This is a genomic window from Pseudactinotalea terrae, assembly GCF_009733845.1.
GTDB classification, from domain to species: domain Bacteria; phylum Actinomycetota; class Actinomycetes; order Actinomycetales; family Beutenbergiaceae; genus Pseudactinotalea; species Pseudactinotalea terrae.
Map to the genome: position 1 here is coordinate 218600 of NZ_WNXZ01000006.1, position 25014 is coordinate 243613.

A 25014-nucleotide genomic window follows, 5' to 3' on the forward strand; every position below is an offset into this window, starting at 1 on the left:
ACGCTGAACGAAGGCTCGTAACCTCGGCGCGTCACCCACGAAGGAGCGGACGTTGACCAACTCAGCCAGTGCATCGGGCGTCACCCCCGCGCTGCCGCGCGCCAGCCGTGGATCGCACCGCCCGCTCGGCGTGCCCGCCGTTCGCCTCGGGCAGGGCGGACCGCTCGGCGCCTGGCAGCAGCGCAACGCCGACGCCACGATCGACCACCTGATCAGCAACCTCGAGAGCTCGGGCGTGCTGGACAACTTCCGGCGCGTGATCGGGGAGTCGGGGGCCGGCTACCGGGGTTTCGTGTTCGCCGACTCGGACCTCTACAAGACGATCGAGGCGATCGCCTGGGAGATCGCGCGCAGCGGCGCCGACCGCTGGGACGCCTGGCTCGACGACGTGATCGGCCTGGTCGGCCGGGTCCAGGAGTCCTCGGGCTACGTCATGACCTGGATCCAGGGCCTGCACCCGGAGAAGAAGTTCGCGGAACTGGACTGGACGCACGAGATGTACGTCCTCGGTCACATGATCCAGGCCGCGGTCGCCCTCGACCGCGCGGCCGGCCGCGACGACCTGCTGGGCATCGCGCGCCGCTTCGCCGACCTGGTCGACCGTCGCTTCGGCCCCGGTCGCGAGGAGGGCATCTGCGGGCACCCGGAGATCGAGACGGCGCTCGTCGAGCTCTATCGACACACCGGCGAGCAGCGCTATCTCGACCTCGCGCAGCGCATGATCGACCTGCGTGGCAAGGGCCTGCTCAAGGTCGGCGGCCTCGGGGCCTCCTACTTCCAGGACCACGCCCCGGTGCGCGAGTCGAAGGACGCCACCGGGCACGCCGTGCGCCAGCTCTACCTCAACGCCGGCGCGACCGACGTGTACCTCGAGACCGGTGAGCCCGCGCTCCTCGACGCGATGCACGCGCAGTGGGACAGCGCGCACCACCGCAAGATGTACCTCACCGGTGCGTTCGGCTCCCGCCACCGTGACGAGGCGTTCGGCTCCGACTACGAGCTGCCCTCGGACCGCGCCTATGCCGAGACCTGCGCGACCATCGCCGACGTCCACTGGGCCTGGCGGATGCTGCTCGCCAGCGACCAGCCGGCCACCTACGCCGAGACGATCGAGCGGGAGCTGCACAACGCGCTCGCTGCCGCGGTCGGCGATGACGGCACCACGTTCTTCTACGCCAACCCGCTGCAGCTGCGACCGGACCGGTTCTCGGAGGAGAACGCCCCTCGCGAGCGGCAGCACTGGTACTCCTGCGCGTGCTGCCCACCCAACCTCGCGCGGCTGTTCGCGCAGATGTCGGCCTACCTCGCCACCAGCACCGAGTCCGAGCTTGCGCTGCACCTGTACGCCGACGCCGAGATCGACGTCCCCGCCCACCTGGGCGGTGGAGTGCTGAAGGTGGAGACCCGCTACCCGGACGACGGCGAGGTCGCGCTCTCGTACGACGGTCCCGCGCCGCTCCGGCTCGCTCTGCGGGTGCCCAGCTGGTCGGCCGTCACCACGCTCGACGGCGAACCGGCCCAGCCGGACGCGGATCGCTACCTCCGCGTCGACCTGAGCGGGGCGCGCACCCTCGCGCTCGACCTGACTCCGCGGTGGACGCAGGCGCACCACCGCGTCGACGCGCTCCGCGGCGCCCGTGCGATCGAGGTCGGTCCGCGGGTCTACTGCGTCGAGCAGGTCGACCTGCCCGACGGCGTGGCGCTTGACGACGTCGTCGTCATCGAAGGCGCGGCGCTGGACCTGCGCACCCAGGAGGGCTCACCCACGGTGAGCCTCACGGGTGCGGTCCGGTCGCCGTCGGGCGGGCTCTACGCCATGCCCGAGAACGACCCGGGTGAGCAGAAGGACGGGGTGGCGATCGTCGCCATCCCGTTCGCGACCTGGGGGAACCGAGGCAGCACCGCCATGCGGGTGTGGTTGCCAGTCGTCTAGACCTGCACGACCGAGCGGTCGTGCACGGACTCGAGGAGGAGTCATGACCCGAGCAGGACAGATTCGGCGGCGCGCGGTTCCGGCGCTTGCCGCGCTGACCGTGGGGGCGCTCGCGCTCACCGCGTGCGGCGGTGGAGGAGACGGTGGCGACGGAGGTGGCGGCGGAGGCGACGACACCATCCAGATCCTCGTGCTCAAGCACGCGCTGACCGGTCCGATGGCCGACATGGCCTGGGTGGGCCAGATCGAGGAGGCCGCGGGCGTCACCATCGAGTGGGAAGAGGTGTCGGCCGACTGGGAGCAGAAGAAGTCGACGATGCTCGCCGCTGGTGACATCCCCGACCTCGTCGTGGGCACCAACACGATCACCAACTCCGACCTCGCCACCTTCGTGGGGTTGTTCGAGGACCTCAGCGACGATCTCGACTCGCTGCCGAACGTGACCGGCATGTTCGAGGCGGTCCCCGCGACCGAGGCGATGGCCACCCAGCCCGAGGGCACGATCTTCTCGCTGCCGAGCTACCGGCGGTTCTGGCCCGAGACCGGTACACGGCAGTTCATCAACCAGCAGTGGCTCGACAACCTGGGGCTCGAGCAGCCGACCACGTGGGACGAGCTGCACGAGGTGCTGCTGGCCTTCAGAGATGAGGACGCGAACGGCAACGGCGACCCGAACGACGAGATCCCGATGGACTGGGCTCCCGCCGGCGACGCCGGCTTCGGTCTGTTCCAGCCGACCGTGCTGCTGGGCAGCCTGGGCCTGCCGATCTCCGACGGCGGCGGTGACGGCTACTTCGTCGAGGACGGTGAGGTCAAGAACTTCCTCGTCGATGAGCGGTACCGCGACCTGATCGCCTTCCTGCACGAGCTCTACGCCGACGGTCTGATCAGCCAGGACGTCATGACCCAGGACTACTCGGCCTACCAGTCGGTAGCTCGTGGTGACGGCGACACCGCCAAGGTCGGCTTCACCTGGGGCTGGGCCGGTTCGGACCGCGTGGGTGCGCAGCTCGCGGGCCAGTACGCCGCCATGGCACCGCTGCGTGCCGACGACTCGATCGCTGAGTCCGACCTGACGTGGTCCTACGACTCCTACCTGCTCAACTACGGCGTCAACTCGATCACCATGTCGGCGCAGAGCGACAACAAGGAGGGGGCGCTCGCGGTCATCAACGCCTTCTACGACCAGGACATCTCGCTCCAGGTGCTGTGGGGCGACTTCGAGGACAACATCACGAAGGTCGATGACAGCACGTATGAGGTGCTGCCGCCCGCTGACGAGTCCACGGACCCCTCGACCTGGAAATGGACCACCACGTTGGCCGACAACGGGCCGGGCTGGATCCGCGACGACATCGAGGTGGCGCTGCCCGCCGACCTCGCGGAAGCCGTCGAGCAGTCGGAGCCGCTCCAGGCGGCGATCGCGAACGTCGACCCCGCCACGGACATCTTCCCGAGCGCTCTCATCAAGATGTCCCAGGAGGATCTCAGCGCGCTGTCGATCAACAACACCGCGATCTTCAGCATCGCGATGCAGCGATGGGCCACGTGGATCACCGAGGGCGGCGTCGAGAACGACTGGGACGGCTACGTCACCGAGATCGAGAACTCGGGCATGACCCAGAACCTCGAGATCCACCAGGGCTACTACGACGAGTTCAGCGCCTCGCAGGGCTGAGTCGACTCGTCAGCCCGCAGCGCTGATCCCGGTGCGGCTCGCCCACGCAGGTGGGTGAGCCGCACCCCGACCGAAGGAGATCGACGTGACGGCAGCCTCGCCGACACAAGCGCGGCCCCGGCCCGGTGCGGGTGCACAGCTCGCGCGGCACGCGCGGCGCTACTGGCAGCTGTGGGTGATGGCAGCCCCGGCGATCGCGTTCGTCGCGGTGTTCGCCTACGTACCGATGTACGGCCTGCAGCTCGCGTTCCGCGAGTTCGACTTCACCGCCGGCCTGACCGGTGGTGAGTGGGTGGGTCTGAAGTACTTTCAGCAGTTCTTCGAGAGCCCGCAGTTCTGGACGCTGATCCGCAACACCGTGGTGATCAGCATGACCACGCTGGTGGTGGGCTTCGTGGCGCCGATCGCGCTCGCGTTGATCGTCAATCAGGTGGTCAATCGAAGTCGGAAGAAGTTCCTGCAGACGGCGACCTACCTGCCGCACTTCATCTCGATCGTGGTGATCGTGGGCATGCTGCAGGTGTTCCTGTCGCCGAGCTCAGGCCTGATCACCCGGGTGGCGGAGTTCTTCGGTGCCTCGGGTGGCAACCTGCTCGGCAGCTCGGCGTTCGTGCAGGTGTACGTGATCTCCGAGGTGTGGCAGCACTGCGGGTGGAACAGCATCATCTACCTGGCTGCGCTCGCGAGCGTGGACACCCAGCTGTACGAGGCCGCGAGGATCGACGGCGCAGGGCGCTTCACGATCATCCGTCACATCGATGTGCCCGCACTCGTGCCGACGATGATCGTGCTGCTGATCCTCAACATGGGCAACGTGCTGAACACGGGCTTCGAGAAGATCTTCCTCATGCAGAACCCCCTCAACCTGGGGGTCTCGGAGGTGATCGCGACCTATGTGTACAAGATCGGCATCCTCTCGAACCAGTTCAGCTACGGCACCGCGATCGGGCTGTTCAACACCCTCATCAACTTCACCTTCTTGGTGGTCACGAACCAGGTGGCCAAGCGGGTGTCCAACACGAGCCTGTGGTGACCTCGATGAGACTCAACGCACTGCGCAGGCGGAGCCCTGCCGACCTCGCCTTCACGATCGGGCTGTTCGTGGTCTGCGCCGCGATCCTGTTCGTGACGCTCTACCCGATCTACTTCGTGATGATCGCCTCGATCAGCGATGCCACCATGGTCGCCACCGGTCAGGTGTGGGCCTTCCCTCGGAGGATCTCGCTCTTCGGGTACGAGCAGATCCTGGGCGACTCCAGGATCTGGACCGGCTACCGGAACACCATCCTCTACACGGTCGTGGGCACCGCGGTGAACCTGCTGGTCACGCTGCCCGCTGCCTACGCGCTGTCCCGGCGCGAGTTCCGGCCTCGCAAGATCCTCATGTTCTTCTTCGCCTTCACGATGTTCTTCAACGGCGGCCTCATCCCGATGTACCTGCTGCTGCGCGACCTGAGCCTGCTGGACAACTGGCTGGTGTTCGTGCTGCCCAGCGCCGTGAACGTCTACAACCTCATCATCGCGAGGGCGTTCTTCGAACACTCCCTGCCCGAGGAGCTGCACGAGGCCGCCTCGATCGACGGCGCGAGCTACTTCCAGTTCTTCATCAAGATGGCGCTGCCGCTGTCGATGGCCATCATCTCGGTCATCGGTCTGTACTACCTGGTCCAGCACTGGAACGACTTCTTCACTGGTCTCGTGTTCGTCCGCACATACGACAAGCAACCACTGCAGATCGTGCTGCGTGACATCCTGATCTCCAACCAAGCGTTTGCGGGCGGCGCCGGCGGCGCAGGCGGCTCGGGCGGCTCCTACGCGCAGCAGTACGCCGATCAGATCAAGTACGGCGTCATCGTCGTCTCCACGCTGCCGGTGATCATCCTCTACCCCTTCATGCAGCGGTACTTCGAGAAGGGCGTCATGATCGGGTCGGTGAAGGGCTGATGCAGAAGCTGCTCGATCTTCACCAGCGTCTCGGCCGGCTCGGGCTGCGGCTGCTGTTCCTGCAGCTGCTGTGGCTGGGCTACACGCTGCGCGGCGCTGTGGTGCTGGGGATCTTCCCCGCCACCGCCGCTGTGCACGCCGTCCTGCGTCAGCAGGAGCGCGACGGTGACGACGACGAGCTGCCGCGGTGGCGACCGCTGCGCACCGCGTTCGCCGAGCACTGGCGCCGCGAGCTCTGGCCCGCCAACCGGCTCGGGCTGCTGCTCAGCCTGATGTGGTCCGTGCTGCTGGCCTCGCGGGCGGTGGTGGAGCGTGTCGACCTCGGCGCGCCGGGGCCGCTCCTGGCGGGCGGGCACACGATCCTGGGCGTGCTGCTCGGGCTCGTCACGATGCTCGCCTGGCCCCTGCAGGCCCACTTCGACGATGGCGCACCGGCACTGCTGCGCCGCGCCCTCGTGCTCGTGCTCGGCCGGCCGGCGATCAGCCTGCTCGCCGGTGCCGGGGTGGGCCTGGTGCTGTGCGCCTACTACCTGCTGCCGGGCCTTGTCCCGGTGTTCGGGGTCCCTGCCACGGCAGCGATCGCTACGGCCTGCCTGTGGCGCACCGGGGTGCTCATGGCGCGAGCACCGTCACCTCGCCTCGGCGGCCCCGCCCCGGCGGCCGTCCCCCACAGGGCGCAAGCATGACCGGGCAGCGCGGCCAGCCGCACCCTGCGGGCATGCCTCCGCCCTCTCGCGCGGCTGTCGAACCCGTGCTCCGGTCCCTCGGCTACGAGGGGCGGGTACGACTCTCGGGCGCGCTCGGAGAACGGGTGGCGGATGCCGTCGAGACCTACCTCGGCATGCCGCCCGAGGACGTGCTGCACGGGTTCCGTACCCAGGCGGGGCTGGCCTCGCCGGGGCAGGCGATGACCGGCTGGTCGAGCGTCACCACGCAGCCGACGTTCGGGCAGTGGGTGAGCGGGCTGGCGAGGCTCGGCGTGACCGCCGGGGTAGCTGAGGCGAGTGCCCGCGCGGTCGAGCTGGTGGCCGGCTACGCCGAGACCGTCGACCCCGACGGCGACACCCGGATGAGCCTGTACGGCTACGAGAAGCTCGTGTGCGGTCTGGTGGACGTGGCCCGCTATGCGCCCCAGGGGCGGGACGAGGCGCTAGCGCTGCTCGAGCGCACCGCGGAGTGGGCGGCGCGCACCTTCGAGCGTGATCGCCCCCCGGCGCACGCCGCGAACTTCGCCGGCGGCGTGATCACGCCGCACTCGCACGCGCGCACGATCGAGTGGTACACGCTGGCGGAGAACCTTCACCGCGGCTACCTGGCGGGGGCGAGCACGGCGGTCGAGGACTTCGCCCGCGTGTGGCACTACGACTCCTACTGGGACGCCTTCGCGCAACGGCCGGAGCCAGGCCGGCCGTGGGACGTGCCGGTCTGGCTGCACGCGTACTCGCACGTCAACACGTTCGCCTCCGCAGCGGCGGCCTACGAGGTGAGTGGTGATCCGCACCATCTCGAGGTCTTGCGCAGCGCGTACGAGCACCTGACGACCACGCAGACCTATGCCACGGGCGGATATGGGCCCAGCGAGCTCACGCTGCCCGAGGACGGCGCGCTGGGGCGAAGCCTCGAGTGGCGCACCGACACCGCGGAGGTCGTCTGCGGCAGCTGGGCCGCCTTCAAGCTCTCGACGGCGTTGCTGCGGTTCACGGGTGAGGCGCGCTACGCGGACTGGGTGGAGCAGCTGGTGTTCTCCGGGCTGGGAGCGGTGACGCCCGTGCAGCCCGGTGGCCGGTCGCCGTACTACCACGACTACCGGCTGGGGATCGCGACCAAGCTGCCGCACTGGGACGACTGGCCGTGCTGCTCGGGCACGTACGTGCAGGGTGTCTCGCACCTGCCGGATCTCGTGTACCACCAGCACGACGGCGGGATCGCGGTCGCCTTGTACGTCCCCTCCGAGGTCACGTGGTCCCAGGGTGGGGCGGAGCACGGTTTGACGCAGCGCACCGACTTCCCTGCTGAGGACGTGACCGCGTTGACGGTGAGTGGCTCTGGAGCGTTCTCGCTGCGGCTGCGGGTGCCGCCGTGGAGCAACGACTTCCAGGTGCGCGTCAACGGCCGGCGCGTCGACGCCGGCACGGTCGAGGGTGGCTGGCGAGAGCTGGATCGCGACTGGTCGGACGGCGACGAGGTCACGATCACGCTCGGCGCCGGGCTGCAGGTGCTTCCCGTCGACCGGTGGCACCCGAACCGGGTCGCGTTCGCGCACGGTCCTGTGGTGCTGGCGCAGAACGCCGACTGGACGATGCCGCTCTCGCTGCCGACCCCGTGGGCGATGGTCGACCTCGACGCCGCGTTCACACGGGAGGAGAACGGGCTGGGCTATCGGCCGGTCGGCGTGGGGACGGCACGGCTGCCGCTGGGAAGCCTGCGCCCGCTCGCCGATGTGCCCGACCGGATCCCGTACCGGGTCTACACCGACCTCGACGACCCGCGCATCATCTGAGGGGCGCAAGCGGCTTACGCACAACCAGTCGCCGACATGTCGAATTAGCCCACACGGATGTTGGCTACTTGCATGTTGGCTACATCTCGATAGTGTTGTGCATATGGGTGATGCTCGGTGAGGCAGGGCGCGGCTCGGTTTGTCCGGGCGCCGGTGCAAAGCTGGTTGTCGAGTCGGCTCGAGGAGGTGCGAGCCACGGGGACAGGACAGTTAATCGCGGTCCGCGGACGCCGTCAGGCGGGCAAGTCGACTGCGGTCGAATCGTTCGTCGAGGCCTCCGGGGTCCCCTATGTCTATGTCACCGGTATGTATCGGATGCCAGAACGCGTGCAGCTGGACGCGGCAGCCGAAGCCTTCGGTTCCTCTCGCAATCCCGTGCTTACCGGTCTTCCGGGTGTGCCGGGGTCGTGGCGCGACTGGTTCGGCCAGATCGCACTGGCGGCGTCGCAGGGGCCAGTGATCGCCGTCCTCGATGAGTTCCCATGGATTGCGGCGGGTGACAGCGCCGGTCTCGAAGGTGTCGTGCAGGCGATGTGGGACCGGGTACTCGAGAAGTTGCCGGTGGTACTGATCCTGATCGGCTCAGATATCGCGATGATGGAGCGGCTTGCGCAGCATGACCGCCCGCTGTACGGAAGGCTTCGAGAACTCGTCGTTCCCGCACTCAACCCGGCTGAAGTATCGGCAGCACTGCCGGGGATGACTGCGTTCGAAGCGGTCGACGCTTATCTCGTCACAGGCGGCTACCCGCGGCTCGTCGCCGATCTTCGCCGAAGTGGGCTGGGTGTGCGGGATTGGGTGCGTGCTTCCTTCGGCGACGACCTCAGCCCCTTGGTGGCGACGGGCCGGTTGACTCTGGATGCCGAGTTCGCTGACCGGGAGGCGGCCTACCGAGTGCTTTCGGCCATCGGTGCAGCCGAACCGGCTCGCCTCGGACTCGGTGAGATCGCGGCAGAGATCTCTGACCCAGGGGGCGCCACCAAGAGCGTAGAGACCGCGGCATTGAGGGCGTTGGCGATGCTGGCCGACGACAAGCGCGTCGTGGAGCGAGAGCTGCCGGCGTGGGCGACATCGACCCGGCTGCGCCGCTACCGCCTGACCGACACCTACCTGCGGTTCTGGTTTCGCTACGTCGAACGGCAGGTCGACGTCATCGTGAGGGGGCGGGGAGACATCGCCACCGCAGCGTTTGATCGCGATTGGGCTAGCTGGCGCGGTCGTGCAGTGGAGCCGCTGGTGCGTCGAGGTATCGAGCTGCTAGGTGCGACAGACGGTCGGCTCGCAGGTGTCGAGTCCGTGCTGCCGTGGTGGACCAGAGACGGACAGGTCGAGGTCGATGTTGTGGCTGCGGATCGCGCGCGGACGCGTGTGCTCGGCACGATCAAGTGGCGCGAGGTGGGTGGCATCAGTCGCCATGAGATGGCTGAGCTCGGCGCTCTCCGATCGCGTGTCCCACGCGCAGCGGACGCCGCTCTGGCTGCGATCTGCCCTAGTGGTGAGGCACCCGAGCAAGCTGATCTGGCGTTTTCAGCGGCCGACCTCGTGGCGGCGTGGGAACGGTAGCGCTCGCCACGTGACCTCGTCGCAGAAGTCCGATGGTGCTGGCGTAGAACGCAGACTGGCCGACACCGGTCTCGCTGCTTACGCCGTGGGCGATGGTCGACCTCGACGACCCGCGGATCATCTGAGAGGTCAGTCGGCGTCGGGGCGCGGGGCGTACATGATGACGGCGACGCCGGCGAGGCAGATCAGCGCGCCGGTGATGTCCCAGCGGTCTGGCTTGTAGTCGTCGACCAGGCGCGCCCAGATGAGCGAGCCCGCCACGAAGACCCCGCCGTACGCCGCGAGGATGCGGCCGAAGTGGGCATCCGGCTGCAGGCTGGCGGCGAAGCCGTAGAGCCCGAGCGCCACCACCCCGGCGCCGATCCACGCCCAGCCGCGGTTCTCGCGGACGCCCTGCCAGATCAGCCAGGCGCCCCCGATCTCGAACAGGGCGGCGGCTCCGAACAGCGCGATCGAGCGAGCGAGGGTCACGGGTGGCTCCTGGGTCAGCGGATCTCGGACGTCGATTCTCCTGATGCGGTGCAGCAGCCATCGGTGCACGCGCCGTCGTCCTCGGTTCGGGTGATCGTTCCCGGGGGCGGGGCGCAGCAGCCCTCTCCCTGCCAGGCCTCGACGCCTTCCTTGATGGCGACGACGGCGATCACCAGGGCCGCGACCGGGTCGGCCCAGGTCCACCCCAGTGCGGAGTTGAGCACGAGCCCGACGAGCAGCACCGCGGAGAGATACGTGCACAGCAGCGTCTGCTTGGAGTCGGCGACGGCGCTGGCGGAGCCGAGCTCGCGGCCGGTGCGCCGCTCGAACCAGGAGAGGAACGGCATCACCAGCAGACTGACGGCCGCGAGCACGATGCCGACCATCGAGTGGTCCGGCTGGGCGGCGCCGAGCAGTGTCCGGGCGGCGTCGACCGAGACGAACGCTGCCAGCCCGAAGAAGGAGACTGCGATCAGTCGCATCGCGAGCCGTTCGCGGCGCTCGTGGTCCGGGCCCGCGAACTGCCACGCGACGGCGGCAGCCGAGAGCACCTCCACCACCGAGTCCAGGCCGAAGGCGACCAGTGCGCTCGAGGAGGCGATCCGGCCCGCAGCGATGGCGACGGCCGCCTCGATCACGTTGTAGGTGATCGTGGCGGTCACGATCCAGCGGACCCGGCGCACGAGCACCGCTCGCCGGGGGGCGGACGGCACCCGGGCCGCGACCGGGCGCAGGCTGCTCATGAGCAGCCGCAGCCCTCGTCGTCGCAGCAGGAAGGGTCGACGACGACCACGAGCTTGACGAGCTCGCTCAGTGCTGGTGCGAGGTGCGGATCGGCCAGGCGGTACCAGGTGCGCCGCCCCTCAGGAACGGCCTCTACCAGTCCGCAACCGCGCAGGCACGCGAGCTGGTTGGACATCACCTGGCGCGAGACGCCGAGCGCATCCGCCATGTCGGAAGGGCTGCCCGGCGCCTCGCGCAGCATCAGGAGGACTCGCGCCCGGGTCTCGTCCGACAGTGCATACCCGAGTCTCGCCAGCGCGGCGGTGTGCGTGAGCGTCACCGTCTCGTTCGGCGCGTCCGGGTGCGCCTGTGTCGCGACCATGAGCACGACAGTACAGGAGATGCTGTATTAAATGCGGCGCTGTGCGAGGAGTCCGCGCGGAGGTCAGCTCCGAAGGATCACCACTCCGAGAGCGAGCCGTCGGGCATGCGCCAGAGCGGGGAGCGCCACGCGTGGCCCTTCTTGTCCGCCTCCCGGACGGCCGTCTCGTCGACCTCGATGCCGAGGCCGGGACCGGTGGGCCGCGCGACGTAACCCTCGGCGAACTCGAAGACCGAGCGGTCGACGAGGTAGTCCAGCAGGTCGTTGCCGACGTTGTAGTGGATCCCCAGGCTCTGCTCCTGGATGAGGAAGTTCGGCGTGGCGAAGTCCACCTGCAGGCTCGCTGCCAGCGCGATCGGTCCGAGCGGGCAGTGCGGGGCCAGCAACGCTCCGAACGTCTCGCCGAGCGCAGCGATTCGGCGCACCTCGGAGATGCCGCCCGCATGGCACAGGTCGGGCTGCAGCACCGTGACGCCCTGCTGCAGGATCGGCAGGAACTCCTGGCGCGAGTACAGCCGCTCGCCCGTGGCGATCGGGATGCTCGTGCGTTCGACCAGCCCGCCGAACAGGTGCGACTGCTCGGGCACGAGCGGCTCTTCCACGAACATCGGCGCCGAGGCCTCGAGCGCCTCGATCAGCCGGGGCGCGCTCGGCCGGCTCACGCGTCCATGGAAGTCGACGGCGAAGTCCCGCCCCGGGCCGAGGGCGTCGCGTGCCGCCTGGGCTCGCTCGGCGACGCCCCTGATCTCGTCCTGCGTGACGATCGGGCTGAGGTAGGCGCCCGCGTTCATCTTGATCGCGGTGAGCCCGGCGTCGACCTGGGCTGCGGCGTGGTCGGCGATCTCGGCCGGGTCGTCGCCGCCGATCCAGCCGTAGATGCGGACCCTGTCGCGTACCGGCCCGCCGAGCAGCTCGTGCACCGGGGCGCCGCGGACCTTGCCCGCGATGTCCCACAGCGCCTGGTCCAGGCCGGAGACGGCGCTGGCGAGGATGACGCCGCCGCGGTAGAAGGTCGAGCGGGTCATCGTCTGCCAGTGGTCCTCGATGCGCAGCGGGTCCTGCCCGATGAGGAGCTCGCCCAGCTGGTGGACGCACGCGCGCACCACCTCGGCGCTGCCCTCGGCCACAGGCTCGCCCCAGCCGACCACCCCGTCATCGGTCTCGATGCGGCAGAACAGCCAGCGGGGCGCCACCAGGAACGTCTCGATGCGCGCGATCTTCACGGCGTCACGACCTCTCTCGTTTGAATAGTCAGACTATAGTGGCGAGCATGCCCGAGAACGAGGTCGTGACCGTCGGCGAGGTGATGGCGCTGCTGCTCGCACCGGCCGGGGTGCCGCTCGGCGAGGGCGTGCAGTACGAGCAGCAGCACGCGGGTGCGGAGTCGAACGTCGCAGTCGGGCTCGCCCGCCTGGGGCACCGCGTGGCGTTCGTGTCCCGGCTCGGCGACGACCGCCTGGGCCGCCGGATCCTGCGCGACCTGCGCGGCGAGGGCGTCGACGTCAGCGCCGTCGCGCTCGACGCCGACCTGCCGACCGGGTTGATCCTGCGCGACGCCCTGGGCCACGGCATCGCGGTCGACTACCACCGGGCCGGCAGCGCGGCCACGCGGCTCGAGCCGGCATCGCTGCCGCTCGAGGCGATCCGCAACGCGCGCGTGCTGCACCTGACCGGCATCACCGCCGCGATCTCCGAGTCCGCCCGCGCGTGCGTGCTCGCCGCCGCCACCGCCGCCCGCGAGGCCGGTGTCGCCGTGACGGTCGACCCCAACGTCCGGATGCGGCTGGCGACCGCGGACCGGTGGCGCGCGATCGTCGAGGAGCTCACCGACCTCGCCGACGTGCTGCTCATCGGCGCCGACGACGCGGCCTCGGTCGGCATCGACGCCCCGATCGCGTGGGCCCACGAGCGCGGCGTCGCCACCGTGGTCCTCAAGGACGGCGCGCGCGGCGCCACCGAGAGCCAGCTTTCATCACCTCTTCGTACAGACGCGCCTGGACGACACGGTGGGGAAAGCGCCGGCGTGTGGCGGCAGCCGGCGCTGACCGTGCCGCACGTGGTCGACCCGGTCGGTGCCGGTGACGCGTTCGCCGCCGGCTGGCTCAGCGCCTGGCTGCGCGGCCTCGACCCCGATCGCCGGCTCGCCGAGGCCGCGGCGGTGGCGGCGTGCGTCGTCGGAACCCGCGGTGACGTGCCAGGCCTGCCCGACCCCGCCACCCGCGACCGACTGCTCGCAGGCTCCCAGGAGGTTGCCCGATGACCGCTGACCAGACCGTCGCCGCGATCGCCGAGCAGGGCGTCGTCGGCATCGTCCGCGCGACCACCGCCGAGGCCGGCCGCACGGCCGCGCGCACCTTCCTCGACGCGGGGCTGGCCGCCGTCGAGGTCTCGCTCACCACCCCGGGCGCCCTCGAGACGATCGCGGAGCTCACCGAGAGCGGCTGCGCCGTCGGCGCCGGCACCGTCCGCACGCTCGCGCAGGCGCGCGACGCCCATGCCGCCGGGGCCACCTTCCTCGTCAGCCCGCTGCTCGACCTGCAGGTGGTGCGCTACGCCGTCGAGAACGATCTGGCAGCCCTGCCGGGCTGCCTGACCCCGAGCGAGATGACGACGGCGCAGCGAGCCGGGGCGCAGCTCGTCAAGATCTTCCCCGCCCACCTGTGGAGCCCCGCGGCGCTCGCCGGGATGCTCGAGGCGATGCCCGACCTGCGCTGCGTGCCGACCGGTGGCGTGAGCGCGGAGAGCGGGCCGGAGTGGGTCCGCGCCGGTGCCGTGGCGGTGGGCGTGGGTGGCTCGCTCACCCGCGCCGAGGACCCGCGCGGCGCGGTGGCCGACCTGCTCGCCGCCATCCAGGACGCGCGTGCCTGACCGTCAGCACCCGGTCGTGGCCGACCTCGGCCGCCGTGTCGCGACAGGGGAGCTGGCGGCCGGCTCGCAGGTGGTCCCGGAGGAGGTGGCCGCCCAGCACGGGGTCTCGCGCTCGGTCGTGCGCGAGGCGCTGCGGGTGCTCGAGGCCAAGGGGCTCGTGCAGCCCAAGCAGCGGGTGGGCACCCGGGTGCTGCCGCCCGAGCGGTGGGACGCCCTCGACGCGGATGTCATCGGCTGGCGCGTGCAGGGGCCCGAGCGGCTCGCCGTGGTGAGCGACCTCGAGGAGCTGCGCGCCGCCGTCGAGCCCCGCGCCGCGCGGTTGTGCTGCGAGCGCGCCGACGCCGCCGACCTCGCGGTGCTGGCCGAGCTCGCCGCGGCGATGCGGCAGCTCGGCTCCCGAGGCGACCTCGCCGGCTTCACGGCCTCCGACGTCGCCTTCCACGCACGGCTGCTGCGGGCGAGCGGGAACGCCTCGTTCGTGCGGCTCGAGGGGACGTTCGCCGCGCTGCTCAAGGCGCGCGAGGACCTGGGCACCCTGCCGCACCAGATCTCGCAGGAGGTGCTCGATCTGCACGTGCAGGTCGCCGAGGCCATCGCGGCCCGGGACGCGGACCGCGCCGAGCAGGCCGCGCGCGAGCTCGTCGACGGCGCCCGCTCCGAGGTGCTCACCCGCCTGGGCGAACCGCCGCCCTGACCCCACGAGATCGTCGTCTCGGCACGAGACCGTGCTCGCGCGAGAGCGATCTCGTGGCAGACCGACGATCTCGTGCCCTCACGGCGAGGTCGTGGACGGAGGCCGAGGTGTCGAGGCCCGGCCGCCACCGGCGTGTGCGCCCCGTGTGCGTGGTCAGCGGCCGCTCGACCCGGGCTCGGCATCGCGCCGACGCCACCGCTCGGTGAAGAGCGCCCACTCGGGCGGCGGGCCGGGCAGCGGTTCGGCGGGCTCGGCCCGGAGCCCGTCGAGCGCCACGCGAATGAGCCGTTCGCGCGCACGCTCAGCCGCATCCACCAGATCAGTGCGCCCGTGTCTCACGACCTGTTCGACGAGCGGTGAGCGGCCGAGCTGTTCGATGAGCAGTACGACGTCGACGTCGTTGATGTCCGGGCGCAGGACCCCCGCCTTCCGCGCGCGTTCGACGACCTCGCTCGCCACGGCGTCGCCGCGTGCTGAGAGGTCCGCCATCTCGTCCGTCACCGCCACGGTTCCGGCGATGGAGCCGAGGGTTCCCGTACCGCAGAGCACTGCTGCGGTGAGGTAGTGCGCAAAACCGCCCCACGGGTCGGGGTCGGCCAGGCCCGCCTGCGCGGCGGCCAGATACTCCTCCAACGACAGCCGGCACAGGTGCTGGAGCAGCGCATCTTTCGTGGGATACCGGCGGTACATGGTGCCGATGCCCACGCCCGCCCTGGCGGCGATCGACGCCACCGAGGCGTGCGCGCCGTCCTCGCTGAAGACGGCGCGCGCGGCGCGGAGCAGCGCCTCGTCGTTCCGCTCCACCTCTTCACGTCGGGCGCGCCGGTGTCGTTCGCTCATGGCTCCAGTGTCTTGCGGAATGACACGCTCCGCAATATTGTCAAGATGCGGAGCGGATCGCTCCGCACAACTCTGGAAGGAATCACGCATGGACGACAGTGATCGCCAGCTCGGGCAACTGGTCGAGACGGCACAGCTCGCGCAGTCGGACGTCGAGACGCTGCTGGCGCTGCACACACCCGGAGCGGTGATCGTGAACATCGCCGGCCGGCGACTGCTCGGCGCCGACGATTTCCGCTCCGCCATGGAAGCGGCGCTTGCGTCTCCGCTCGCCGACGTCACGACGACGACGGAGGTCCACGACATCCGCTACGTCCGCCCCGACGTCGCCATCATCAGCTGCACCAAGCACGTCACCGACGCGCGCCCCGGCGGCGGCGACCTACCGGATCGCGGCGCGCTCACCTACGTCGCGGTCCGGGAGGGTGGCACGTGGCGAATCGCGCTGGCGCAGACGACACCGATGCGCGCTGGGTGAGTCGCGCTCAGCCGCCTGCGCGGCCGGTGCGGGTGGTCTCATGACGAAGCGGCGATCTCGTGGCCGTCACCGACCGCGCACCAGTTCGCCTTGAGTGAACCACGCTCAACTTCGGGCAGGCTCGCGCGTTGCACCGTGCACAGCGCAAGTCGCCAGCAAGGCGGCTCGACCAGATCACGAAGGTGGTTACCCCATGGCACTCGATCTCTACCGCACCGACGAGGCGTTCGTCGCCACGATCGACCTGCCCGGCGTCGCGGCGTCGAGCATCGACGTGGACGTCGACGGCCGCGTCCTGACCGTCCGCGCCGAGCGCAGCCGCCCCGAGGGCGACGTGCGCTGGCTCGTCCGCGGTCGCCCCGCCGGCACGTTCACGCGGCGCTTCACGCTCGGCGAGACCGTCGACACCGACCGCATCACTGCCGCGTACACCGACGGCGTCCTTACCCTGACCGTCCCGGTGGCCGAGGCCTCTCGGCCCCGCAAGGTCGAGGTGACCACCCAGGCGCGCACCGCCGTCGAGCAGGACTCGATGGCGCAGGCTGCCTGAACCGCACGACGAAGGCCCGCACGCCGAGGGCGTGCGGGCCTTCGCCGTACCGCGAGCTGCTACCGCGCGACGTGTCGCAGCCGCAGCGAGTTCGCGACCACCAGCACCGAGCTGAACGCCATCGCGAGACCCGCGATCATCGGGTTGAGCAGGCCCAGCGCGGCGAGCGGGATCGCCGCCACGTTGTAGGCGAACGCCCAGAACAGGTTCTGCTTGATCACCCGCAGCGTCGAGCGTGACAGCGAGATCGCCTGCGGCACGGTGCGCAGGTCGCCGCGCACGAGCGTGAGGTCGCTCGCCTCGATCGCCACGTCGGTCCCGGTGCCCATCGCGAGCCCGAGGTCCGCCTGCGCGAGGGCTGCCGCGTCGTTGACGCCGTCGCCCACCATCGCCACCCTGCGGCCAGCCGCCTGGATCCGTTGGATCTCCGCGACCTTCGCCTCGGGCAGCACGCCCGCGATCACGGTGTCGATGCCGACCTCGTCGGCCACCGCCCGCGCGGGGCCCTCGGCGTCACCGGTCAGCAGCACCGGCGTGATGCCCATCGCGCGCAGCTCGGCCACGGCCTGGGCCGAGCTGGGCTTGATCGCATCGTTGACCACCACGACGCCGCGGATCCGCCCGTCCCACGCCACCGCGACGGCGGTGCCCGCGCTCTCCTGCGGAGGCTGGCCTGCGTAGCCCTGCTCGGCGAGCCAGGCCGGGCGTCCGACGGCGACCTGCCGCCCCTCGACCTGGGCGCTCACCCCGCGACCCGCGTGGTTGGAGAACTCGCTCGCCTCCGGGACCGCCCCGGCCTCACGTGCGGCCGCCGCGATAGCCGTGGCGATCGGGTGCTCGCTGCGCGACTCGACCGCGCCGGCGAGCCGCAGCACGTCGGAGCTCTCGGTACCGCTGGTGCTGAGCACCTCGACCACCGACATCTTGCCCTCGGTGACCGTGCCGGTCTTGTCGAGCACGACGACCTCGATCCCGCGCGTGGCCTCGAGGATCTCCGGGCCCTTGATGACGATGCCCAGCTGGGCGCCGCGACCGCTGCCGGCCAGCAGCGCGGTCGGGGTCGCGAGACCCAGGGCGCACGGGCAGGCGATGATCAGCACCGCGACGGCCGCGGTGAACGCGCTCTGCACGTCGCCACCGGTGAGACCGTCCTGAGCGCCCAGCACGAGCCAGACCGCGAGCGTGAGCAGCGACAGCCCCATCACGATCGGCACGAAGACCGCCGAGATCTGGTCGGCGAGCCGCTGCACGGGGGCCTTGCCGGTCTGCGCACGGGTGACGAGGCGCCCGATCTGCGCCAGCGTGGTTTCCTCGCCGACCCGTTCGGCGCGCACCAGCAGGTGCCCGCTGGTGTTGAGCGTCGCACCCGTGACAGGGTCTCCCTCGGTCACGTCGACCGGGACCGGTTCCCCGGTCAGCAGCGAGGCGTCGACGGCGGAGCGCCCCTCGACGACCACGCCGTCCGTCGCGATCTTCTCGCCCGGGCGAACGGCGAACAGGTCGCCCTGCCGCAGCTCGGTGATCGGGACGCGCCGCTCGGTGCGCTCGCCATGATGCTCGGTCATCAGCGCGACATCCTTCGCGCCGAGCTCCAGCAGGGAGCGCAGCGCCTCACCGCTGCGCCGGCGCGCGCGATGCTCGGCGTACCGGCCTGCCAGCAGGAAGGTCACCACCACCGCGGCGACCTCGAAGTAGAGCTCGGGCCGGCCCATCTCGTCCGAGCCCGGGAGCAGGCTCGGCTGCATCCGCATGCCGAGCTCGCCGGCACCGCCCAGCAGCAGCGCCCACAACGACCACAGGGTCGCCGCGATCACGCCGATCGAGACCAGCGTGTCCATCGTCGAGGACCCGTGCCGTGCGGCGCGGAACGCTGCCCGGTGGAACGGCCACGCCGCCCAGCTGGCTACCGGCAGCGCCAGCGCGGCGACCAGCCACTGCCAGCCCGTGAACTGCAGGGCCGGGATCATCGACAGCAGCAGCACCGGGACCGACAGCACCGCTGCGACCTGCAACCGGCGCTTGAGGTCGGTGCCGCGATCGGCGGTCGGGGCGGAGGTGTCCTCGTCCTCGAGCATCACATGCCCGGGCGCCATCGAGTGACCCGAGAGGGCGTGCTCGACGTCGTCGTGCCCCTCGTGCTCGCCGCCCCCGCGGCGATCCTGCTGCGGACCGTGTCCCTCGTGCACAGCGTGGCCGGCGTGCGGATCCGGCGTGGCGTCGCCCGAGTCTCGCGTCACGCGCGCGTCGTAGCCGGCCTTGCGGACAGCGGCCACGAGGTCGTCCGTGGGCACGCCGTCCTCGACCTCGACGTGCGCAGACTCCAGGGCGAGGTTGACCACTGCCGCGGCTCCGGGGACCTGGCCCAGCCGCTTCTCGACGCGGCTCACGCAGCTCGCACAGGTCATCCCCTCGATCGCGAGCTCGACCTCACGCTTGCGGTGGTCCTGCTGGGTGGTCATGGTGCTTCCTCTCGACACCGGCGTAGCCGGCGTTGGATCAGTGGATCGCAGCGACGGTGTAACCCGCCTCGTCGACGGCGGCGCGGACCGCCTGCTCGTCGAGCGCCTCGTGGCTGACGACGGTCACGGGGGAGGCCTCGCCCGTGCGGAGCTCGACCGAGACGTCGAGGACGCCGTCGAGCCCCTCGATCGCCTCGCTGACGTGCTTGACGCAGTTGGCGCAGGTCATGCCCTCGACCTCGACGGTGGTGGTGTTGTTCATGGTGACTCCTCGGTTGTGGTGGTGGGGGCTAGGAACGAACGAGGCGGGCGATCGCTGCCGATGCCTCGGCGACCTTCTCCGCGCCGGCCTCGGGTGAGGTGCGCGCTGCGTCGACGACGCAGTGGGACATGTGGTCCTCGAGCAGCCCGAGACCCACCGCCTGGAGAGCCTTGGTGACCGCGGAGATCTGGGTGAGGACGTCGATGCAGTACTTGTCCTCCTCGACCATCCGCGCGATCCCGCGGACCTGGCCCTCGACGCGACGCAACCGCTTCAGGTACGCGGCCTTGTCCTCCTCGTAACCGCGCTGCGCGGTGTCGCTCTGCGTGTGATCGTGCTCGTGCATGTCGCCTCCTGTTCGCCACGACTATATACCCCCCGAGGGTATTCCGTGAAGACGTTGTGGGCACCGGACTACGGTTCGGTCACGATTCGCGCGTCGAACGTCTCGGTTCGGTATCGACGGCCGAAGACGGCGGGGAGCGCCCGTAGTTTGACCGCTATGAAACGGCTCAAGCTCGGCGGGCTCACGCTCGCGACGGCGTTCGCCTCCCTCGTGGGGATCGCCGTCATGCCTGCTGCGCAGGCCTGTGGCTGCGGCGGGTTCGTCGCCGCCGACGGCGAGAACATCGCCGCCAGCGCCGAGTACGCCGTGCTGACATGGGACGGCGAGACCGAGCAGGTGATCCTCTCGATGGAGGCCCTCACGAGCAGCGGTGCCACTGACGCCGCGCTGCTGATCCCGACGCCTGCGCCGGCCGAGGCCGCGCTGGCCGAGACGACGCTGTTCGGCGAGCTCGAGGAGGTCATCGCCCCCGAGGAGATCGTCACCTACGAGTGGTGGCCGGACCTCGGTTTCGGATCGAGCGGCGAGGCCGGTGGAGCGCCCGCGGGTGCTCCCGGGGAGGCCGGTGTCTCGGTCCTGGACACCCAGCAGCTCGGCGAGCTCGAGGTGAGCGTGCTCGCCGCCGCCGATGCCAACCTGCTGGCCGCCTGGCTCGACGAGCACGGCTACGTGATGCGCGACGGTCTCGCCGATGCCCTCATGCCCTACGTCTCCGAGGGCTGGTACTACATCGCGATCCGGCTCACCGCCCAGGCGGAGGACCTCAGCGGCGCGCTGCAGCCGCTGCATCTCACCTTCGCCTCGCAGCAGCTGATCTACCCGATGCGGCTGTCGGCCGCGGCCTCCGAGTCCCAGTTCGTGCGCACCTACGTCTTCTCCGACCACCGGATGCTGCGCACCGACGAGTCCGCCGACACCGGGATCCTCGACCTCCGGTTCGCGGGCGAGGTGCCGGCGGGGGTGCTGACCTCGGACACGGTCGTCTCGATCGCCGCAGCGCAGCCGTACCTGACCGTGCTCGACCAGTACTTCGAGGTGCCCGCCGAGGAGATCATCTCCGACTTCACCTTCGGGCAGGCGAACTCGGACGAGCCGTTCCGGGAGCGGGTGTACGAGACCCGGATGCGCGAGATCCTCGGCATCCCGGCTGGCCCTGCCCTGACGTTCATCGGCATGGTGGTGGTTCTCGTGGGCACGCTCGTGGTCTCGGGGGTCACCCGCCGTTCACGACGCCTGCGCCGACAGAGCGCGCAGGGCTGAGGGGGACACAGTCTGCCGCGCACCATCTCCGACGACGTGGGTGGTGCGCGGCGGTCCCGTTAGCCTGACCCGGTGACCAACGACCGGCTCGGTGTGCTCGACATCGGCTCGAACACCGTGCACCTGCTCGTCTTCGACACGATGCGGGGGACGATGCCGGTGCCGTCGGTCTCCGACCGGAGCGTGGTGCGGCTGATGCGCTACGTGGACGAGAACGGTGTGATCACGCCCGAGGGCGTCGATGCCCTGTCCTCCGCGGTCTCCTCCGCGATGACGCGCTCGAAGAAGGCGAAGGTCGACGAGCTGCTCGTCATGGTGACCTCGGCCATCCGCGACGCCGCCAACGGCGAGCAGGTGCTCGAGCACCTGCGGGGGCTGATCGGCCTCGACGTCCAGGTTCTCTCCGGCCCGGACGAGGCCCGGCTGACGTTCCTGGCGGTGCGCCGCTGGTACGGCTGGGCGGCCGGCAGGCTGCTGGTGCTCGATATCGGAGGCGGCTCGCTCGAGGTCGCCACCGGCATGGACGAGGAGCCCGAGCTCGCGGTGTCGCTGCCGCTGGGCGCCGCGCGCCTGACCCACGACCACCTGCCCGACGACCCACCCAGCCGGCAGCAGGTCGATCGGCTCGTCCAGGTCATCGACGAGGCGCTGCACCCGCTGGTGGGCCGGATGGCGCAGGTGCCGAGCCCCGACCGGGTGGTTGCGACGTCGAAGACGTTCCGCTCCCTCGCCCGCCTCGCGGGCATGCGAACCGATGCCGGTGGCTCGGAGCCGCGGTGGCGGATGAGCGCGGAACAGCTCTCCGACTGGGTGCCCCGGCTCCTGCGCATCCCCGCCGAGCAGCGCATCGAGCTTCCCGGGGTGACCCCGGAACGGACCTACCAGATCGTGGCGGGCGCCGTCGTCGCCGATCGTGTGCTCGACCGGCTCGGCGTCGAGACCGTGGAGATCTGCCCGTGGGCCCTTCGCGAGGGCGCCCTGCTGCGTCACCTCGACCGCGCGGGCGATCAGCCGCCCCGGCCGTGACACATCGCTCGCGAGGCCACCACTCTCACGGGCGGCCTGGCCCCGGCCGCAAGCGCGGAGCCCACTGTGATGCTAGTTGGACGTACCTGGTGCGTCAGATCCACATCACAAGCGAGCTCGAGGCTACGCGCCGTGCGGACCCCCGGTGCCTGCTGGCTGGTCACCGCGACGGGCTGAGCCCGGCGGTCAGTGCAGGTGCCGGACCAGGCTCGCAGCGATGCCCGTGTAGCTGCCCGGGGTGAGCGCGAGGAGGCGGTCGCGGACGTCGCCCGGCAGGCCGAGGTCCATGATGAACGCCCGCATGCCCTCGGCGTCGACCCGGCGGCCACGCGTCAGCTCCTTGAGCCGCTCGTACGGGTCGGCCATGCCCTCGATCCCCGCGACCTGCTGGGCCCGCATCGCCGACTGCACGGCCTCGCCGAGGACCTCCCAGTTGGCGTCGAGGTCACGGGCCATGGCGTCGGCGTCGACATCGAGGCCGGCGAGCCCGCGGCGCACGTTGTCGATCGCCAGCAGCGAGTGCCCGAACGCCACGCCGATGTTGCGCTGCGTCGTCGAGTCGGTGAGGTCACGCTGCAGGCGCGAGGTCACGAGCGTCGCGGACAGCGTGTCGAGCAGCGCGCACGAGATCTCGAGGTTCGCCTCGGCGTTCTCGAACCGGATCGGGTTCACCTTGTGCGGCATCGTCGAGGAGCCGGTCGACCCCTGCGCCGAGAGCCGCTGCGCGAAGTAGCCGAGCGAGATGTAGGTCCACACGTCGGTGGCCAGGTTGTGCAGCACCCGGTTGAAGCGCGCCACGTCGGCGTACAGCTCGGCCTGCCAGTCGTGGCTCTCGATCTGCGTGGTCAACGGGTTCCACGTGAGCCCGAGACCCTCGACGAACGACTGCGCCACCAGCTCCCAGTCCACGCCCGGCACCGAGATCGCATGCGCGCCGTAGGTTCCGGTGGCGCCGTTGATCTTCCCCAGGAACTCGGCGGCCTGCACGCGCCGCAGCTGCCGGCGGAGCCGGTGCGCGAGCACCGCCATCTCCTTGCCGAGCGTGCTCGGCGTCGCTGCCTGGCCATGGGTGCGCGAGAGCATCGGCACCTCGGCCGTGGCCCGGGCGAGGTCGGCGAGATCGTTGGTCAGATCGGTCGCTGCGGGCAACCAGACCTGCCCGACGGCGTCCCTCACCGTGAGCGCGTAGCTCAGGTTGTTGATGTCCTCGCTGGTGCAGAAGATGTGGACGATCTCGCCCACGCCGGTGAGCGCGGTGTCCGCCCCGAGCGTGTCCGCCGCTGCCGCGAGCCGGCGCTTGAGGAAGTACTCGATCGCCTTGACGTCGTGGCGCGTCTCGGCCTCGATCTCGGCCAGCTCGGAGATCTCGTCCGCGCCGAAGGTGGCGACGACGTCGCGCAGGTAGGCGATCTCGCCCTCGGCGAGGGTGGGGGCGCCGGGGAGCACCCCCTGCGAGGTCAGGTGGATCAGCCACTCGACCTCGACATGCAGGCGCGCACGGTTCAGCGCCGCCTCGCTCAGGTGGTCGACGAGCGGTGCCACCGTGGCGCGGTAGCGACCATCGAGAGGCCCGAGGGCGATCGGCGGTTTCAGGGCAGCGAACGAGATGCGCGACGTCACGTACCTCATCCTCGCAGGTCCGCCGTCTCCCTCGGTCCTCCGGCGGTGCAGCAGCGGTGAGCTGGCGTCCACCCAGGGCTGCCGCTGGTGAGCGGGCGTCCATGGGGCGGCGCGGGGTGGACGCCACGCCACCACCGCTCGGCGGGCGTGGACGCTCACTCACCTCTCGACCACCGCTGACTACCCGGCGACGATCTCCACCTCGAAGCCTTCGGCGTTCTCGACGTAGAGCGCGGTGTGGTCGGACCCGCCGGCATGCGGGTACTGGTCGGCGAACAGCTCGGACCAGCCGTGCCGGGCGGCGTCGACGCGGAGCGCGTCCAGGGCGTCGCGGTCGCGAACGCGCAGGGCGAGGTGGTTGAGACCGGGCGCCATCCGGTCGTGGCGCTCACCGACCACCGCGGCCGAGGCCTCCAGCACCACGTACACGCCGTCGGCATGGCGCCAGATCCGCCCTCTCGGCCAGCCCTCGACCGGGTCACGCTCCCAGCCCAACGAGGTGAGCAGCCAGTGCCACGCACCTTCGACGGCCGCGAGGTCGCGGGTCCAGAGCTCGATGTGGTGCACGGGGTTGGTCACGTCCGTGAGGCTAGAGGTAACCGGCCGCTACGCGTACGGCGCCGCGGCGGCGACCACGGCGTCGGCGTAGCTGCCGCCGAACAGGACCGTGTGCACGAGCAGGGGGTTGAGCTGGTGCAGGTCGACGCGGTGCTGCCAGCCGTCGGCGAGGGTGGCGGCCTCGTCGTAGGCCGCGAGGATCTCGTCGAGGTACGGCGCGCCGAACAGCGCCAGCATCGCGAGGTCGGTCTCGGCGTGACCGCCGTGAGCGGTGGCGTCGATCAGCACCGCGTCCTGGCCGGCGGGCCACAGCACGTTCCCGTTCCACAGGTCGCCGTGCAGCCGCGCCACGCCCTCGCCGACCAGCGCGGGTTGCGGGTGGTCCAGGTCGCCGTCGAGCAGCCTGGTTACCACGGCCTCGACCGTGCGTTGGCCGGCGCCGCCGATGCGGCCCTGCTCGACGGCGCGGCGCAGGAACGGCAGCACCCGCTCGTTGGCGTAGAACTCGCCCCAGCTCTCCGGCGCCGGTTCCGGCGCCGACAGCTCGAGGCGCCCCATGAACAGCGCAGTCTCGCCGGGCACGTAGCCGTACCCCGGCGCGCCGCCGGCGTGCGTGCGGGCGAGCGCCGCTCCGAACCGGTGGGCGGCGCGCGGGCTCGGGGCGGCGTCGTCGATCTGCTCCAGCTCGAGCGCCCCGGGCCGGGCCGAGACGACCTGCGCAACCCGAGCCCCGCCGTCGACCTCTCCCAACCACGCGAGGCCGGCCGCCTCGAAGAGGGCAGCGTCAGGGTGCGGGAAGTGGGTCTTGCGAAACACGCTCACGGGGCATCACGGTAGCCCGCCGCCCGCGAGTGCCGAC

Annotated in this window: 25 protein-coding genes; 14 read left to right on the forward strand and 11 right to left on the reverse strand. The window is 70.7% G+C overall.

Features of this window, described 5'->3' with window-relative positions; genetic code table 11:
• The first annotated feature begins 52 nt into the window (after positions 1 to 52).
• From GPA03_RS18035 to GPA03_RS18065, 7 genes are all read left to right on the forward strand, one after another.
• Positions 53 to 1933: a glycoside hydrolase family 127 protein gene (locus GPA03_RS18035; protein WP_156253440.1), complete on the forward strand. Its 1881-nt coding sequence runs from the start codon at positions 53 to 55 to the stop codon at positions 1931 to 1933.
• 43 nt (positions 1934 to 1976) lie between these two features.
• Positions 1977 to 3611 carry a type 2 periplasmic-binding domain-containing protein gene (locus GPA03_RS18040; protein ID WP_156253441.1) on the forward strand — a complete coding sequence of 545 codons (1635 nt, stop codon included), beginning with the start codon at positions 1977 to 1979 and terminating at the stop codon, positions 3609 to 3611.
• Between the two features lie 85 nt (positions 3612 to 3696).
• Positions 3697 to 4644 (forward strand): ABC transporter permease, encoded by a 948-nt coding sequence (locus GPA03_RS18045; protein WP_241681372.1) that lies wholly within the window; start codon positions 3697 to 3699, stop codon positions 4642 to 4644.
• A gap of 5 nt (positions 4645 to 4649) precedes the next feature.
• Positions 4650 to 5555, forward strand: coding sequence for a carbohydrate ABC transporter permease (locus tag GPA03_RS18050; protein ID WP_156253442.1), 906 nt, complete (start codon positions 4650 to 4652; stop codon positions 5553 to 5555).
• Complete coding sequence (locus GPA03_RS18055; RefSeq protein ID WP_156253443.1) at positions 5555 to 6241, forward strand: YesL family protein; 687 nt, start codon at positions 5555 to 5557, stop codon at positions 6239 to 6241. The genes GPA03_RS18050 and GPA03_RS18055 overlap by 1 nt, the downstream gene beginning before the upstream one ends.
• Before the next feature lie 32 nt (positions 6242 to 6273).
• The gene (locus GPA03_RS18060; RefSeq protein ID WP_162458422.1) at positions 6274 to 8055 is read left to right on the forward strand and encodes a beta-L-arabinofuranosidase domain-containing protein; all 1782 of its coding nucleotides are present in this window, start codon (positions 6274 to 6276) and stop codon (positions 8053 to 8055) included.
• Between the two features lie 117 nt (positions 8056 to 8172).
• Entirely contained in the window at positions 8173 to 9618 is a 1446-nt protein-coding gene (locus GPA03_RS18065; RefSeq protein ID WP_156253445.1) for an ATP-binding protein, read from the forward strand.
• Between the two features lie 129 nt (positions 9619 to 9747).
• Here the strand turns inward: GPA03_RS18065 and GPA03_RS18070 are convergent, their stop codons facing one another.
• From GPA03_RS18070 to dgoD, 4 genes are all read right to left on the reverse strand, one after another.
• On the reverse strand, positions 9748 to 10089 hold the full coding sequence (locus GPA03_RS18070) for a YnfA family protein (protein ID WP_156253446.1): 342 nt from the start codon (positions 10087 to 10089) through the stop codon (positions 9748 to 9750).
• Positions 10090 to 10103: 14 nt separating this feature from the next.
• Positions 10104 to 10832 (reverse strand): cation diffusion facilitator family transporter, encoded by a 729-nt coding sequence (locus GPA03_RS18075; RefSeq protein ID WP_156253447.1) that lies wholly within the window; start codon positions 10830 to 10832, stop codon positions 10104 to 10106.
• Entirely contained in the window at positions 10829 to 11194 is a 366-nt protein-coding gene (locus GPA03_RS18080; protein ID WP_156253448.1) for an ArsR/SmtB family transcription factor, read from the reverse strand. The genes GPA03_RS18075 and GPA03_RS18080 overlap by 4 nt, the downstream gene beginning before the upstream one ends.
• 77 nt (positions 11195 to 11271) lie before the next feature.
• Positions 11272 to 12417 carry a galactonate dehydratase gene (gene dgoD, locus GPA03_RS18085; RefSeq protein WP_156253449.1) on the reverse strand — a complete coding sequence of 382 codons (1146 nt, stop codon included), beginning with the start codon at positions 12415 to 12417 and terminating at the stop codon, positions 11272 to 11274.
• A gap of 47 nt (positions 12418 to 12464) precedes the next feature.
• Between dgoD and GPA03_RS18090 the strand changes: the two genes are divergently transcribed.
• From GPA03_RS18090 to GPA03_RS18100, 3 genes are read left to right on the forward strand one after another with little or no spacing between them, the layout of a single operon-like run.
• Positions 12465 to 13454 carry a sugar kinase gene (locus tag GPA03_RS18090; RefSeq protein ID WP_156253450.1) on the forward strand — a complete coding sequence of 330 codons (990 nt, stop codon included), beginning with the start codon at positions 12465 to 12467 and terminating at the stop codon, positions 13452 to 13454.
• Positions 13451 to 14062: a bifunctional 4-hydroxy-2-oxoglutarate aldolase/2-dehydro-3-deoxy-phosphogluconate aldolase gene (locus GPA03_RS18095; protein ID WP_156253451.1), complete on the forward strand. Its 612-nt coding sequence runs from the start codon at positions 13451 to 13453 to the stop codon at positions 14060 to 14062. Before GPA03_RS18090 ends, GPA03_RS18095 begins: the two co-directional genes overlap by 4 nt.
• Positions 14055 to 14756, forward strand: coding sequence for a FadR/GntR family transcriptional regulator (locus GPA03_RS18100; RefSeq protein WP_162458423.1), 702 nt, complete (start codon positions 14055 to 14057; stop codon positions 14754 to 14756). Before GPA03_RS18095 ends, GPA03_RS18100 begins: the two co-directional genes overlap by 8 nt.
• Positions 14757 to 14909: 153 nt before the next feature.
• Here the strand turns inward: GPA03_RS18100 and GPA03_RS18105 are convergent, their stop codons facing one another.
• Positions 14910 to 15686 (reverse strand): TetR/AcrR family transcriptional regulator, encoded by a 777-nt coding sequence (locus tag GPA03_RS18105; RefSeq protein ID WP_206673629.1) that lies wholly within the window; start codon positions 15684 to 15686, stop codon positions 14910 to 14912.
• On the opposite strand from GPA03_RS18105, the gene GPA03_RS18110 reads away from it, so the two are divergent.
• On the forward strand, positions 15685 to 16074 hold the full coding sequence (locus GPA03_RS18110; protein WP_156253453.1) for an SgcJ/EcaC family oxidoreductase: 390 nt from the start codon (positions 15685 to 15687) through the stop codon (positions 16072 to 16074). The two genes, GPA03_RS18105 and GPA03_RS18110, sit on opposite strands and share 2 nt — an antisense overlap.
• A gap of 193 nt (positions 16075 to 16267) precedes the next feature.
• Positions 16268 to 16624, forward strand: a complete 357-nt coding sequence (locus tag GPA03_RS18115) for an Hsp20/alpha crystallin family protein (protein ID WP_156253454.1) — start codon at positions 16268 to 16270, stop codon at positions 16622 to 16624.
• Positions 16625 to 16683: 59 nt separating this feature from the next.
• On the opposite strand, the gene GPA03_RS18120 is transcribed toward GPA03_RS18115, so the two are convergent.
• Genes GPA03_RS18120 through GPA03_RS18130 form a run of 3 tightly spaced genes read right to left on the reverse strand, consistent with a single transcriptional unit; the run spans position 16684 to position 19691 of the window.
• The gene (locus GPA03_RS18120; RefSeq protein WP_156253455.1) at positions 16684 to 19083 is read right to left on the reverse strand and encodes a heavy metal translocating P-type ATPase; all 2400 of its coding nucleotides are present in this window, start codon (positions 19081 to 19083) and stop codon (positions 16684 to 16686) included.
• Positions 19084 to 19120: 37 nt separating this feature from the next.
• Entirely contained in the window at positions 19121 to 19345 is a 225-nt protein-coding gene (locus GPA03_RS18125) for a heavy-metal-associated domain-containing protein (RefSeq protein WP_156253456.1), read from the reverse strand.
• 28 nt (positions 19346 to 19373) lie between these two features.
• Positions 19374 to 19691 (reverse strand): metal-sensitive transcriptional regulator, encoded by a 318-nt coding sequence (locus GPA03_RS18130; protein WP_156253457.1) that lies wholly within the window; start codon positions 19689 to 19691, stop codon positions 19374 to 19376.
• A gap of 156 nt (positions 19692 to 19847) precedes the next feature.
• On the opposite strand from GPA03_RS18130, the gene GPA03_RS18135 reads away from it, so the two are divergent.
• Both GPA03_RS18135 and GPA03_RS18140 read left to right on the forward strand, forming a co-directional pair.
• The gene (locus GPA03_RS18135; RefSeq protein WP_156253458.1) at positions 19848 to 20951 is read left to right on the forward strand and encodes a DUF2330 domain-containing protein; all 1104 of its coding nucleotides are present in this window, start codon (positions 19848 to 19850) and stop codon (positions 20949 to 20951) included.
• Between the two features lie 72 nt (positions 20952 to 21023).
• Positions 21024 to 21977, forward strand: a complete 954-nt coding sequence (locus tag GPA03_RS18140) for a Ppx/GppA phosphatase family protein (RefSeq protein WP_241681373.1) — start codon at positions 21024 to 21026, stop codon at positions 21975 to 21977.
• Positions 21978 to 22163: 186 nt separating this feature from the next.
• Here the strand turns inward: GPA03_RS18140 and purB are convergent, their stop codons facing one another.
• The 3 genes from purB to GPA03_RS18155 all read right to left on the reverse strand — a co-directional run bounded on the left by purB (position 22164) and on the right by GPA03_RS18155 (position 24977).
• Complete coding sequence (gene purB / locus GPA03_RS18145; protein WP_421958431.1) at positions 22164 to 23597, reverse strand: adenylosuccinate lyase; 1434 nt, start codon at positions 23595 to 23597, stop codon at positions 22164 to 22166.
• 180 nt (positions 23598 to 23777) lie between these two features.
• Positions 23778 to 24176, reverse strand: a complete 399-nt coding sequence (locus GPA03_RS18150; RefSeq protein WP_241681374.1) for a VOC family protein — start codon at positions 24174 to 24176, stop codon at positions 23778 to 23780.
• A gap of 27 nt (positions 24177 to 24203) precedes the next feature.
• Complete coding sequence (locus GPA03_RS18155; protein ID WP_241681375.1) at positions 24204 to 24977, reverse strand: fructosamine kinase family protein; 774 nt, start codon at positions 24975 to 24977, stop codon at positions 24204 to 24206.
• Between the last annotated feature and the right edge of the window lie 37 nt (positions 24978 to 25014).